General features: G+C 64.7%; 14 protein-coding genes and 1 pseudogene. 10 read left to right on the forward strand and 5 right to left on the reverse strand.

Annotated features, from left to right (window positions below; genetic code table 11):
- Window positions 1-2: 2 nt before the first annotated feature.
- From B4L26_RS15870 to B4L26_RS15880, 3 genes are all read left to right on the forward strand, one after another.
- A complete protein-coding gene (locus B4L26_RS15870; RefSeq protein WP_290720293.1) occupies window positions 3-1,025 on the forward strand; it encodes a hypothetical protein in 1,023 nt (340 codons plus the stop codon).
- 18 nt (window positions 1,026-1,043) lie between these two features.
- Window positions 1,044-1,853: an SDR family NAD(P)-dependent oxidoreductase gene (locus tag B4L26_RS15875; RefSeq protein WP_290720295.1), complete on the forward strand. Its 810-nt coding sequence runs from the start codon at window positions 1,044-1,046 to the stop codon at window positions 1,851-1,853.
- A 204-nt stretch (window positions 1,854-2,057) separates the two neighbouring features.
- Window positions 2,058-3,017, forward strand: coding sequence for a Fic family protein (locus B4L26_RS15880; protein ID WP_290720297.1), 960 nt, complete (start codon window positions 2,058-2,060; stop codon window positions 3,015-3,017).
- Window positions 3,018-3,020: 3 nt separating this feature from the next.
- Here the strand turns inward: B4L26_RS15880 and B4L26_RS15885 are convergent, their stop codons facing one another.
- Complete coding sequence (locus tag B4L26_RS15885; protein WP_290720298.1) at window positions 3,021-3,995, reverse strand: ADP-ribosylglycohydrolase family protein; 975 nt, start codon at window positions 3,993-3,995, stop codon at window positions 3,021-3,023.
- A 213-nt stretch (window positions 3,996-4,208) separates the two neighbouring features.
- On the opposite strand from B4L26_RS15885, the gene B4L26_RS15890 reads away from it, so the two are divergent.
- The 3 genes from B4L26_RS15890 to B4L26_RS15900 are packed head-to-tail and all read left to right on the forward strand — an operon-like array spanning window position 4,209 to window position 5,725.
- Window positions 4,209-4,355 (forward strand): hypothetical protein, encoded by a 147-nt coding sequence (locus tag B4L26_RS15890; protein WP_290720299.1) that lies wholly within the window; start codon window positions 4,209-4,211, stop codon window positions 4,353-4,355.
- 7 nt (window positions 4,356-4,362) lie between these two features.
- On the forward strand, window positions 4,363-5,001 hold the full coding sequence (locus tag B4L26_RS15895) for a Fic/DOC family protein (RefSeq protein WP_290720301.1): 639 nt from the start codon (window positions 4,363-4,365) through the stop codon (window positions 4,999-5,001).
- Window positions 5,002-5,044: 43 nt separating this feature from the next.
- Window positions 5,045-5,725, forward strand: coding sequence for an EthD domain-containing protein (locus B4L26_RS15900; RefSeq protein WP_290720303.1), 681 nt, complete (start codon window positions 5,045-5,047; stop codon window positions 5,723-5,725).
- 30 nt (window positions 5,726-5,755) lie between these two features.
- Here B4L26_RS15900 and B4L26_RS15905 read toward each other — a convergent pair whose 3' ends face one another.
- Window positions 5,756-6,793, reverse strand: a complete 1,038-nt coding sequence (locus tag B4L26_RS15905; RefSeq protein WP_290720305.1) for an alcohol dehydrogenase catalytic domain-containing protein — start codon at window positions 6,791-6,793, stop codon at window positions 5,756-5,758.
- Between the two features lie 156 nt (window positions 6,794-6,949).
- Between B4L26_RS15905 and B4L26_RS15910 the strand changes: the two genes are divergently transcribed.
- The 3 genes and pseudogenes from B4L26_RS15910 to B4L26_RS15920 all read left to right on the forward strand — a co-directional run bounded on the left by B4L26_RS15910 (window position 6,950) and on the right by B4L26_RS15920 (window position 8,488).
- Window positions 6,950-7,270 (forward strand): hypothetical protein, encoded by a 321-nt coding sequence (locus B4L26_RS15910; RefSeq protein ID WP_290720307.1) that lies wholly within the window; start codon window positions 6,950-6,952, stop codon window positions 7,268-7,270.
- Between the two features lie 42 nt (window positions 7,271-7,312).
- Window positions 7,313-8,053: pseudogene (locus tag B4L26_RS15915) on the forward strand (family 1 glycosylhydrolase); the annotation flags it as partial.
- A 99-nt stretch (window positions 8,054-8,152) separates the two neighbouring features.
- Entirely contained in the window at window positions 8,153-8,488 is a 336-nt protein-coding gene (locus B4L26_RS15920; RefSeq protein WP_290720326.1) for a family 1 glycosylhydrolase, read from the forward strand.
- A gap of 37 nt (window positions 8,489-8,525) precedes the next feature.
- On the opposite strand, the gene B4L26_RS15925 is transcribed toward B4L26_RS15920, so the two are convergent.
- Window positions 8,526-10,226 (reverse strand): hypothetical protein, encoded by a 1,701-nt coding sequence (locus tag B4L26_RS15925; protein WP_290720309.1) that lies wholly within the window; start codon window positions 10,224-10,226, stop codon window positions 8,526-8,528.
- A gap of 436 nt (window positions 10,227-10,662) precedes the next feature.
- Between B4L26_RS15925 and B4L26_RS15930 the strand changes: the two genes are divergently transcribed.
- A complete protein-coding gene (locus B4L26_RS15930; protein ID WP_290720310.1) occupies window positions 10,663-11,745 on the forward strand; it encodes a Fic family protein in 1,083 nt (360 codons plus the stop codon).
- Between the two features lie 48 nt (window positions 11,746-11,793).
- Here B4L26_RS15930 and B4L26_RS15935 read toward each other — a convergent pair whose 3' ends face one another.
- Window positions 11,794-12,765 (reverse strand): ADP-ribosylglycohydrolase family protein, encoded by a 972-nt coding sequence (locus tag B4L26_RS15935; protein WP_290720312.1) that lies wholly within the window; start codon window positions 12,763-12,765, stop codon window positions 11,794-11,796.
- A 414-nt stretch (window positions 12,766-13,179) separates the two neighbouring features.
- Window positions 13,180-13,370, reverse strand: a 191-nt coding sequence (locus tag B4L26_RS15940; RefSeq protein ID WP_290720314.1) for a helix-turn-helix domain-containing protein, incomplete at its 5' end; no start/stop codon positions are given.

Genomic DNA, 13,370 nt, shown 5'->3' on the forward strand with positions numbered 1-13,370 from the left:
AAGTGTTCGAAGGCGCGACCACCGAACAGGCGTACGCGATCCTCGCTGCCGCGCAGCGGGTTATCCAGTCCGTGCTCAACCCGGACGATCCTCGCTCGGGCCGCGGCACCGCGATCGTCATCGCCGCGGGAAAGCTCTTGTTCACCCCTGCCGTCGACGTCGATCCGACGACCCTGCCGCACATCGAGCCGCAGGATCTCGGGCGCGCGGTTGGGGCGGATAGGGAGCTCGCCGAGCATGCCGCCGCCCTCATCGCCTGCGCCTCGCTGGCCGACGGGACCATCGATCCGGACCGGCTGCGGCTCGTCGTCGAATATGCGCACGCCGTCCACGTCTCCGAGGGATTCGTGCGCGATCTTCTGCAGATCGCCCGAGGCCACCTGTCGTGGGCGATGGCCGACATGGCCCGGCGCAATGTCTCCACCTTCCCCGGCTGGGCACACCCCGACGACACGTTGCCGCCGATGATGCCGTACCAAGACCAGACCGACGACGACAAGCGCCTCGCCGATCAGTTCCGTGCGCTCGAGGGGTTCCCGAAAACCAGCTACGGACACCAGTTCTGGGTGCACTTCCGCAAGCACGGGTTCGGGTTCCCCGGTGAGAAGGATGCGTTCACCAGTCTCTTCGCGGTGCCCCACGACGGCCTGCATGTGCTGTCGGGGTACAGCACCTCCATCCAGGGCGAACTGCTGGTCAGCACGTTCACCGGCGCGATGCACCGCCGCGACGCCCTGCGCGCCCACATCCTGCCCGTCATCTTCGAGTGGCACGTGGGCTCTGACGTCAACGGCATCGGCGCGCAAAGCGGCGCCCTCGATCCCATCAAGTTCTTGGTCAGCTGGCAGCGCGGGGAGTCGACCACGACCGACGTCCTCTCCCCGGAGTGGGACTTCTGGGAGGCCGCGCAGCACGACCTCGAGGAGCTGCGCGAACAGTACGAGATCGTCCCGCTCCTGCCGGCCGATGCGGCCACGGGCGAGGAGATCATCGTCGAAAAGGAAGCCGACCGTTACGCGCAATAGTCAGTTAGGAGGCCGCCCATGTCTGTGTGGTTCATAACCGGCACGTCCAGCGGGATCGGCGCCGCGCTCGCCGCGCAGGTCCTCGCCGACGGGAACTCGGTGATCGGGACGTTCCGCTCGGCAGCGCAGGCAACCGCGTTCGACGGTGCTGCACCGGGCCGTTCCTTCGGCATGGTGGCCGACGTCTGCGACGACGATGCCGTGCGCGCAGCGGTCGCCGACGGCACCGCTAAGGCCGGAGCCCCCGAGGTCGTCGTGAACGCGGCGGGGTACGGACTGGTGGGCGCGGTGGAGGAGGTCGACGACGCCGAGATGCTGGCGCAGGTCGACGTGAACCTGTTCGGAGCTCACCGAGTGATCCGCGCTGTGCTGCCCGCGATGCGCAGCGCTCGAGCCGGCCACGTCGTCAACATCAGTTCGGTTGCCGGGCTGGTTGGGTCACCTGGACTGGGCGCTTACGACGCCAGCAAGGCAGGTCTCGAGTTGCTGTCGGAAGCGCTGCATACCGAGGTCGCGCCGCTGGGGATCCACGTGACCATCGTCGAACCCGGCAACATCCGAACCCAATGGGCCGGCCGGTCGATGGTGTTCGCCAAGGAACGCATCGCCGACTACGACGCCACCGCCGGAGTGTCCCGCACGTTCTACCCGGAGCTCTCGGGCAAGCAGGTGGGGGAGGCGTCCGTCGTTGCCTCGACGATCCGCGCCGCGGTGGCGTCCGATGACCCGCCGTTACGGTTGGTCGTCGGCGACGACGCGCACGGGTGGATCAAGGACAAGCTCGACCAGGAGTATTCCGACCTCGCCCATTGGCAGCCATCGAACTAGTTGCGCCCGGGCGCTGCTGAGATCTGTCCCATATACCTCCACCTCGGTGATAATCACCGAGGTCCTTGCTGTGGGGACAGATTTCAGCAGTAGTCGGGTTCACCTTGATAAGATCTATTCGCTTGCCGTTTGATATATCAAAGAGGGTGCGACATGGCTCGCGGTCGTCCGTCACGCGCGACCGTTTACGCGCGTCTCGACCATATGGTCGCGGATTTCCGCGACCGACTCGGCGGTCTGCCGAAGCCGGCTCAAGCCGAGTTGATCTGGGCCGATATCTGGCACAGGGAAGCGCATCACTCCACCGCGCTCGAGGGCAACACATTGGTGCTGCGCGAAGTCGAACTGCTCCTCGACGAGGGGTACGCGGTTGGATCGAGGCCTCTCAAGGAGTACATGGAGGTCCGCGGCTACGCTGACGCGGCAAAGTGGGTCTACGCCCAGGCGGTCGACCCCGGTGACTGGAACGCCGACGGCCTGATTTCGTTGGCTGAACTCCGCCACGTCCACGAGGTTGCAATGAGTCCGGTATGGCAGATCGCCCCTCACCCAGAGGCGACGCAGAAAGAGGCGCCGGGTCGGTTCCGCGAGCGCGACATCCGTCCGTTCGGCGGTGGGATGAAGCTACCGCCGTGGCCGCTGGTACCCGCGCGGATCCAGGACTGGATCGATTCGGTCAACACTGCGGTCGGCTTGACCGGTGACTCCGACACCCCGTTTCCCGAAGTTCTAGCCCGTCTGCACGTCGAGTTTGAGCGCGTTCACCCATTCATCGACGGCAACGGCCGTACTGGTCGCCTTCTACTCAACCTCATGTTGGTGCGTCTCGGGTATCCGCCGCTGATCATCCTGAAGCGGCAGCGCAATGCCTATCTGTCCGCCCTAGACCGAGGCGACAACGGCGACTACGGCCCGCTCGGGGAGATTCTTGCCCGTGCGATGTATGACAGTCTCAATAGCTTCATCGTTCCGTCGCTCGCCGAACCCGATCGCCTCGTGCCGTTGGCCGCGCTCGTAGACGAGGAATTCTCCATTGCCGCTCTGCGCCAGGCAGCTCAACGCGGGCGGCTCGATGCGATGCAGACTTCTGACGGCGTCTGGCACGCGAGCAAGGAAGCGGTCGAGGAATACCGGCGGACGAAACGTCGGCCCCGGAAGCGCTGACCTTCACACGGAACGCGATGCGCCCGTCACGGCGAGGTGGGCGAGTTGCACGAGATCGTCGGCACGCAAGCCCGGGTAGCCGTGGAGAATCTCACGCCGGTGCTCGGGGATCGCGGCCGCACCCCAGCGGGCGCCCAGAAGTGCACCGGCGATGGCGGCAACGGTGTCGGTGTCATTGCCGATAGTGATCGCGGTGACCAGTCCGTCGCCGAACTGTCGGGACGGGTCGTCGTCGAGTTCGGGCGTGTGGGCGATCGCCGACCACGCTGCCTGCAGCGCCGACACCACCCAGCCGTTGGGTGTGAACCGGGCGGGGTCGGAGGTCTGCGCCTCGTCGATGTGGTCGGTCCAGAACTTCGCCGAATCCGCTGGCAGGTGGGCCAGGCCGGACCGCAGGTCGATCTCCTCGTCGACGATGGCGCGTCGGATCGCCAGCGACCACAAGACGCACGCCTCCTGGGCTCGCGGGTCGTAGTGGGTGAGTGCGCTGAGTTTGCGGGCGGCGTCGGCGACGGCATCCTCGTCGTCGAGGTAGGGCAATGCGACGGCGGCAGTGCGCATGAGCGATCCGTTGCCGGCGGTGCGGCCGGTTTCGCGGTGGAAGTCATGCGCCGTGGCGGTGAGGGAGTCGCCCGTCGGGTTGGGCCCGGCCTCGAACAGGACGTTGCGGGTCTGGATGCCGATGTCGGGCGGGCTCGTCTCGTACCAGTCGCGGAAGTTGCGGGCGACGGCGGTCAGGCCGTCGGCGCTGCTCAGGTCAACGCCCGACGCAGCGACGTCGAGGATGCACCACGCCATCGTCGTGTCGTCGGTCCACTCGCCGGGGGCGAAGCCGCCGAGGCCGCCGCCGATCATCTGCGGGCCGTCGGGGCCGATAGGGGCGGAACCGAATTCGTAGGGCGCGCCAAGCGCATCACCGACGGCGGAACCGAGGACCGCGCCGCAAGCGCGGTCGAGTTGTGCTGGGGTCAGGTTCAAGTAGGTCTCCTTCTGTTGGGATGTAGAGGTACTGAAGGTACGCGGGGGGTCGGACATCCGACTCGTGTAGCGAGTCAGTGCGCAGCATTGAACTCGTACATCGTGAACGCTCGCACCAGTTGTTCGCGCGTAGCGTCAAGTACACTGAAGTCGTCGACCGAAGGGGTGTTGTCGCAGGTGAATGAGCCGAAAGCTGTTGAACGTCGCGCGCGAATGGTGCGTCGCATTCGCCGGAGTTCGGAGCTCGAGGGTGCGCGCAGCACCGAGGAGACTAGAGCGGACCAAGACGCCTACACCCGCGGCGCGATGACGGCTGCCGAGCTGGGTGCGCGAGTTCGTCAACGCTACGGCATCCAGTAGGGGTCTGGTGTCTCGTCCCTGGGACAACGGCGATCCGGCGCTTGACTGGGAGGGCTACTTCATCCCGGGCACCGGCGTGCTGCGCAACCGTGTCGGGGCGACCACCGCAGCTACCCTTCGTGACGCCGAAAACGATCTGGTGGAGGCGCGCGTCATCGAGCTTCGCGAGACGCCGCGTTTGTTGGGCTCTCGCACCTACGACCTTGGCTATCTCCAATCGATCCATCGCCACCTTTTCCAGGATGTTTACGAGTGGGCTGGAGACCTGCGGACCGTTGGGTTGGAAAAAGGCGGTGAGGCGTTCAGCCCGCCGGGGAACATTCGGCAGGCGATGGATCATGCCGCGGCGACCATTGATGAACTTGATCGGTTGCGAGGCGTCGGTCCCAATCACCTGGCGGGCAAAGTCGCGTACATCTATGACTACGTGAACTTCGCACATCCATTCCGGGAAGGAAACGGTCGTTGCACGCGTGAGTTCTTCGACCTCCTTCTCGCCGAACGCAGAAGTGGCCTCGATTGGGAACTCGTTGAGTCCGCCGAACTCTACGCAGCGTGCCACGAAGCACGCGCGAACGGCAACCTTCGAGGTCTGGTTGCGATGTTTGAGCGGATCCTCGACGACGAGCCGGCGTACTTCTTCTGAAGACGGCGACTCCAGGCAACCGCGACGCGACGGAGGTGCGCGCATGACAAAGCTGATGCTGGCCGTACACGATGAGAACGTCGCACCGATCTTGCTCGGCCCTGATCTGCGACGGGTGCTTGCCGCGGTCGGCGCCACTGCTCTGCAGGTCAACGTCGACGACGAGGCCGTCGCCCCGGCGATGCGCCTGCATGGCTCGCAACCGCTCTCGGCGGTGCTGTCGGTGTGGACTGACGGGCCGTCGACGCCGATCGTCGACGCGATCGCCGAGGCAGTCGGGTCGCAGCCGGATGCCTACCGGGTCACCGAGGTCGTTCGGCTCGATCCGCGACCGGTTCCCGACGGGGAGCGGGCAGCGGTGCTGGCCAATATCGCGTTGCTGCGGAGGCCGCCGGACATGTCTCGTGAGGACTACCTCGACTATTGGATGCTCCACCACACCGCGGTGGCGATCCGCACCCAGAACACCGAGGCGTATGTGCAGAACATCGTCGAGGAGGTGCTCACCGATGGATCGCCGGAGGTCGCCGGGATCGTCGAAGAACACTTCCCGATGGCTGCGATGACCGACCCGCACGTGTTCTACGGCAGCGGAGGCGACGACGCCGAGCTCACGCGCCGCATCACCGAGCTGATGGCCAGCGTCGCCCGGTTCGGCGCTGCGGACGGCCTCGATCTCATGCCCAGCAGTCGGTACTTCTGGGCTCTAACGGTGGTCGAGTGATCGCGAGGGACGAGCGATCGTATCGAGACCTTACGGAACCAAGACCGCCCGGCCTTGGACGCGACCGTGATGTAGATCGTCGAAGGCCTGCACCGCGTCGTCGAGTGAGTAGCGCTTGACCTCGACGCCGATCTTGCCGTCGCGGGCCAGGGCGATCGCCTGCCGCATCTCCGACCGCGTGCCGCCGTAGGCGCGCTCGATGTTCACGCCCCACGGAAGGCTCGGATCGGAGCCGGCGAGATAGGGGAACGAGCCGCCGCCGAGGCCGACGAACCGGATCGCTCCGCCGTTGCGTACGGCGGCCAGCGCCGTGTTGACGGTGGGCTGCACACCGACGAAGTCGAAGACGACGTCGGCACCGATGCCGTTGGTGAGCTCGAGGATCTTGCCGGCGGCCTCGCCGTCGGACGGGATTGCGATCGCGCCTTTCGACTCGGCGAAGGCGAGCTTCTCGGCGTCAGTGTCCAGGCCGATGATGCGCGAGCCGGTGGTCGCCAGCAGGATCTGCAACCCCATGTGGCCGAGTCCGCCGAGGCCGAGGACCACGGCGGTCGCGTCGCCGGTGAGACGGTCGCGGACGGAGTTGATCGCGTGGATCGGTGTGAGGGCCGCGTCGGCCAGGGGCGCCGCCGCGACGACGTCGAGATCGCCCAACGGATCGAGGTGATGCGCCTTGACGGCGATGTAGTCGGCCATCCCACCGTCGACGCCGATGCCCGGGGACAGCGGCGCGAGGGAGTCGCGGGGCGAGACGGTTTCACACTGGTTGTCGCGGCCGGCGAGGCATTCGCGACACTGACCGCAGGAGAGGATCAGTGCGACGAGGGCGCGGTCGCCGACCTTCCAGCCCTGCACGTCGGCGCCGAGCTTGTCGACGGTGCCCGCGACCTCGTGGCCCAGCGTCGAGCCGATGAGTGGGTTCTCATCGCCCATTCCGATGATTGCAATGTCGGAATGGCAGACCCCCGCGCCACCGACTTTGAGCAGCACCTCATCGGCGGCAATCTCAGGAATGGGCTTTTCGCGAAGCTCGACGGTGTTGTTCCTGACGTAGGTCACTGCGCGCATGGGAGGCACCTTCCGCTGGGGTCGTCGGCACCTCTGACGCTACGCCCGTCGCGCCGGGGATCGGCACGAATCAATCGGTGGTCGAGTGGCCGGGGAGCGTAGCGACTCGGCTGTATCGAGACCCACCCGACGTGGAATCTCCGTAGGGTAAGCGGTATGACTGAACAGGGTGAGCCGATCCAGGTTGACGAGAGCACCTACGTGATTCCGGTGACGCGGTCGAGTTTGAGTGGCAATACGGTGACCGAGGGTGTGTTCACCGTGCACGACGGCAAGACCACATGGACTCCGGCGATCGACAGGAATCTGCTCGCGCGGATCGGGGTCACCACCGGGCTGATCGCGGCGACGTTCGCGACCCTCGCGATGGTGCGCCAGCCGCCATGGCCGCAGATCATCGTCCACGAGGGCAACGACCCGGACGGTCACGGCAATAGGTTCGACGGGTCGAATTCGCGACTACTCCGCCACTGGTGATTTCGCCGACGAGCGCGTGCCGCGCCCCACCAGAACGATGGGAACAACACCAGTTCTGACCTGTGGGCGATGGAGCACATGCCCGACTCGATGTTCAAGGAAAAGAGCGGCGACGCCACCGATTCCTGGAACCGCTACGCGGAGGACTTCGCCCTCGCTGCGTCGCTCGGACTGAACGCCTTCCGCTTTGGGATCGAATGGGCGCGAATCGAACCCGAACAGGGCCTTATTTCGAACACTGTCCTCGATCACTATGACCGCGTCATCGACTCGTGCCTGGCTCACGGGATGACTCCCGTCGCGACCTTGCATCACTTCTCCAGCCCCCACTGGATCCTCCCCCGACGCGGCTGGAAGAACCCCGAGTTGGCCAAGCAGTTCGGCGACTTCGCGCACCGCATCGCGACGCGTTACGGCGATCGGGTGAACTGGTTCTGCACCATCAATGAGGTCAACACCCCTATGCAGATGACCGGCAACGGGCTCCTCAGCCCCGAAATGGCGGCACTGCTCAACCCCGCGCGGGAGCGCGCCGCACAGTACTTCGGCGTTCCGATCGACGATTTCGTGCCGTTCCTCCCGTGCGGAGATTCTGAAGAGGCCATCGCGGTGATCCTCGATGCGCACCGCCGCGCCGTCGACGCCGTGCATGCGGGCGCACCGAACGCGATGGCCGGCGTCACCCTGTCGATGCAGGAGCACTACGGCTTCGACGGGGGCGAAGAGCAGGCCGCGCACGTCGACGAGGTCCTGAACCGCCGCTGGCTGCGCGACTTTGGAACGGTCGGCGACTTCGTCGGCGTCCAAAACTATGGACGAATCAGCTACGACCACACCGGGCGTATCCTCGGCGGCGACTGCCTCATGGACAACAACCTCCCGATGGTTTCCACTACGTTGGGAACGTGCGCCCGCGAGGCTGCCGAGATCACCGGCAAGCCGATCCTCATCACCGAGCATGGCGCCGACCTCACGACCGACCGTGACGACGTGCGCCAGTGGTTCATCGCCGAATCACTCGCCGGCCTCGCCTCGACCATCGCCGACGGTGTTGATGTCCGCGGCTACATCCACTGGACCATGATCGACAACTTCGAATGGTTCATGGGATGGCGCTCACACGCCGGTCTTTTCGAGATCGACCGCGAGACGCAGCGTCGCACCGCGCGCTCGAGCACCGCGACCTATAGCCAGATCGTGCGAGCTAACAAGGCGTGACTCTCGCAGTCATGCGAACCTCGACGCTATCGAGCGCTCATTCGTCGCCCCCGAAAATCTGGTTGACGTGTAACTGCTCAGTGACCTTGACGTAGACGGTGTCGTCGTCCTGTAAGTGCGCGATCGGCTGCGCGGGGTTGTCGTCACGTTGGTAGTAGACCTCGCGGGAGACCGGTCCGTCGGCGGAGTCATACACGTCCTGAGTCACGCTGGCGAACGTGTTGATCGTCCCGAGGGCCGGTCCTTCGTCGAGAACCGCGATCATTAGCACCTGGCGGTCGGGGATCGATGCGACGACCCCATGCGGGGCTGGTCCGATGTGTTCGCGCACCAGGTCCGCGACGTGGAGTAGGCGCGACGCTCCGAAATAGTCGTCGAACTCGAACGCGAAGATCGTCAGCGGTCGATCGCCCGCCTCGACCTCCACCGGGTCGGGCGCCGGAACAGGAAGGGCAGCGAGGTTCTCCTCGGCCGCGGCGAACAGACGCTCGAGCGGACCCAGCGGCGCAAGCTGTCTAGGGTCCTGCACAAGCGACACGGACCGCGGTGAGTCGATGGCGAGAAGTACCTCCAGGCCGTCAATCACCCCGGTCAACGGGTAGTCGGCCTGGCCGTTGGACTGCTGTACGCGAAGGCGTGGGTACAACCGGTCAAGAGTCGGCGCTTTGTCCTCGGAAGAGAGCACCTCACCGATGTGGCCGATTCGCTCATCGACGATTCCCTGCCAGTGGGCGAGCGGGGCGTTGGCAACTATCCGTGCGATGCCAGCCAACCCGGCGCGGATACGTCCGTCCACGTCGTAGTAGTCCCCGCCGTCGTAGCACCAGGGCAGGCCTGCGGCGTCGAGCGAGTGCTCGAACATCAAGTGCAGGACGTGACGCCTGCCAATACTGAGCGGTGTGAGTTCTACGTCCTGGTCATCGAGCGGTGGTCGCGCGGGTTGCGGAGACCGCGTGACGACACGCCGCCAGACCTCGGGAATGAACGCGGTCAGGTAGGCCTTCGCATGAACGACGTTGCCCGGCCTTGGCTGCGGTGCGAGATCGGGTGGCCAGCATAGCGTCATGCCGAGTCCGTCGAGGGGCTCCACCGTTGCCATCACCACTTGCTCGCCCGAGGCGTTGACGGTCACAGTCCGCGCCGACTCGACCACGGCGTTGACGAGGCTCGTCGGCTGCCATGGATCGGCCGTCAACATTCCCACCGGGAAAAAGCTGGGCAGGCCGACTTTCAACTCGTTGGTGACCGTCCCGTCGGGCATCGTCCGTCGCTCACCCGACTGGCCCATCGACGAGTCTGGGGAGGTCCTGAATGCCGCAGCATCGGGGTGGACGCTGACCGACTTGCACAGTCCGGTGACGACAACCGGTGTGGGCGTCTCCGGGTCGAGCAGTGCGATATCGCGGTGTTGGGCGGTGTCCGCGCAGAATCGGCCGATCCGCTCACCGTCGGCGTCGACGACATCGGCGTACATGACGTTGTCGCCGTCAACCACGCCGAATCGCGCGGCGAGTGTCCGGGCCTCTCTCAGTGCCCCGGGTACAGCCTCGACGGTTCCGTTCGCATGGACGCGGGCGGAGACCATAACCCCCGACTGATCGATCCACTGCCCGTCGACCCAGCCTTCCTCCAGGCCGGCGTGCCACTCCACTTCGCAGTGGTGGGCGTGAATGAATTCGGTGACGCTGATCCAACCTCGCAGCGGGAGGCCGACCGTTCCAAAGAGTCCGTACGACATGGTTGAAGACTCGCATGTGCCTCTGACACAGTCATCTGAGTTTTGAGGCGAAGCGCGACGGCAGTCGGGCTTCTTGAACTCGCCGGCGGCGAAATGCGGATCGTGAGACTGAGCGGGTGCCGGACTTGAGGAGCCCGTGGTGCTTGCGGATACTGCCGTGCGGCGGGGCACTGTTCGGTTGTTACCTCAACAGGCCCCGATGAGGGCCCTCGCGACGCGGAGAACGCGTCAAGCGACGTAACACGTGGCGAAGATACGTTAAGTTTATCCAATAATCTTAACACGTTTCGCGTGGTGGCGAGCCTGCCGCGGCCGTCTGACGGCTGTCGTATGCTGCCTGGGATGAAGTGCTGAGGGACTTAACACGGCACGCTGACATGTTAATATTTCTCGGAATATTTAACATGTTATAGGGATACGTTGAAGGATCTGACACATGAGCTGGAGCCCTGATGTTCCCTTCAACGACCTGCCACCTCTGCCGCCGGCACGCCTCGACCTTGAACCCAAGCAGGTACTCAAGGCGGCGATTGGCGCTCGGACTGCGTTAGCCACGCTCGCGCAAGCGGGTCAGCTGCTACCGAACCCGAACATTCTGATCCACGCTGTCCCACTGCTTGAAGCGCAGGCAAGCTCTGAGATCGAGAACATCGTGACCACCGCCGATGAGTTGTTCAAACACGCAGATTCCGGCGGGGGTGGCCATGCCACCAAGGAGGCTCTGCGCTACCGCAGTGCACTATTCGCAGGCGTCGAGGCGATTCGTGAACGCCCGCTTACGGCGGCTACCGCGGCTCTCGTCTGCTGCCAGCTGCAGGGGCGGGAGATGGCAGTCCGAAGTATCCCTGGGACGCGAATCGCGAACCCCGTCATGCGGCATGTCGTCTATGCACCACCCGAGGGTGCAGACGTCATCCGCGACAAACTCGCGGACTGGGAGCGCTTCATCCACGCGGACGACGAACTCGATCCTCTCGTGCGCATGGCCCTCGCCCACTATCAGTTCGAGGCAATCCACCCGTTCCACGACGGCAACGGCCGCACGGGACGCGTCATCAACATCTTGATGCTGATCGAGGCTGGCCTCCTTCGCGACCCGATCCTCTATCTGTCGCGCGCGATCATCGCGCGAAAGAACGACTACTACCGATTGCTACGGGGAGTGACCGCCGACGACGCGTGGATCGACTGGATCCTCTACATGCTTGACGTGGTCCGCGAGTCAGCAACATCGACCACTCGTAAGATCGCATCGATCCGCAGGTGTCAGGACGACATCGCCGAGCGCGCCCGAGCAACTACGCCAGGAGGTCGAGATGCTCAGTTCTTGGCTGTGCTGTTCGAGCAGCCCTACTGTCGCATCAACAATGTTGCCGAACGGTGTGAGGTCTCACGTCAAACGGCGTCCTCGTGGCTGCATGCCCTCGTAGCGGCGGGGCTGCTTAGCGAGGTCAAGGTTGGCCGCGAGGTCTTGTTCGTTAACGACGAGTTCATGGATGTCTTGACGCGGCCCGAGTGAACCGACGCTCGGCGTCAGGGGGCGATTCCTGTTTCCGACGGACCGCTGTCAACGACGCCGCGATGTGGCGTCATCGAGAAGTCGAGCAGTCTCTGGGGCCACCTCGATCTTGGACATCTGGCCGTGAAGCGCAGTAGCGATCGTGACGATGCCCTCGCGATCGAAGAGCTGCACGATCCACGCAGTCGGAATATCCGAGTATCCAAAGTGGGCGCCGGCAAGCTGTCCGTACACCGCGCCGACGGTGTCGGCGTCATGTCCGAGGTTGACCGCCATCAGGGCTCCCGACTCGAAGTCAGCCGCGTGCGCAAAGGCCCAGAGCGCTGCCTCCATGGTGGCAATGACATAGCCCGACGAGGAGATCTCATCGCGGGACTTCTGGAGGTAGGCGCCGCTGAGCACGGCGCGCAGCGGTTCACTGGAGGCCCCGCCCGCTAGTCGCTGGCCCTCAGCGAGGATTTCGTCGCGTTCCCACCCGCGAAGCGCACCGGCAATCAGCCGTCCGTAGGTGGCGCACGCCTCCCGGCATTCTGTGACGGGATGAGTCGTCAGCGAACTTACGCCCGAAGCGCAAGCCGCCAGATCGAGATCGTGGGCAAACACCATTGGTACCGGAGCCAGCCTCATCAGCGAACCGTTTCCAGCACGCCATCGCCTCGACGAGTTCCGCGTGACCGTTCCAGACTTGGTGAAATCGCTTAGTGCCCAGAACGTTTGCTGCCCGATTCCGAAGCACTTGCCCCTGCTGGTGAGGTACCCCTCGTCGCGCCAACGAAGGAATCGGTCGAGCTGATCGCGAAGGTCGAAGGTTCCGGTCTCGATCAGGCTCGATGCGATACACAGGGCCATCGACGTGTCGTCAGTCCATTGACCCGGCTTGAGGTCGAATTTCCCGCCGCCTCGCATTCCGGTGACCGCGGGAGCGGCGTCGCGCTGGGTGAATTCGAGTGGGGCGCCGAGAGCATCGCCGACCGCAAGGCCGACCAGCGCCCCGAGGTATCGATCGCGGTCAGGAATCATCGGCAACAGTTTGGCAAGTTCTGGTGTCAGGACAGCCAGGGCTACGGGCCATATGACCACTCGCCCTGGACGCACATCAGGGCTTTGCCGCGACGGTTCCGCGCAACGGGGTACGCGTTGGTGCAGTATTGGCCCTTCTCCCGGACGACCGGATCAACTTCGGCGGTTGGCGTCCACAGGGTCTCCCTCCGACTGTGGTAAATGCAGGCCACAGATCGGCCGGAGTCTGTGTATCGGAGATCGCCAGCTTCGCTCTCACTGCAATGAGCCCAGACGGCGGGTTTGGTGGCGTGGGCTTCTCCGGCGATGCCCATAAGTCCAGCGACGGCGATAGCGGCCACAACGGCCCTGGTCATGTTCATGGTTGAGAAACTACGACGGCTGTCTGACATTGGAATCTCGGCGGCAGCCGCGCTACGAATCACACTCCCGACGCACCCGCGCGGTGATCTCCCGGACGTGATCGTGGACCACCCGCCGATCTGACATCTGACCGGCGATCTTCTTCCCCGCGTGGATGACCGTCGAGTGATGGCGGTTGAAGAGGTCGCCGATCTTGGGCAGCGTGAGACCGGTCAGTTCACGGCACAGGTACATCGCGATCT

Source organism: Gordonia sp. UBA7599 (assembly GCA_002477755.1).
Classification (GTDB): Bacteria; Actinomycetota; Actinomycetes; order Mycobacteriales; family Mycobacteriaceae; genus Gordonia.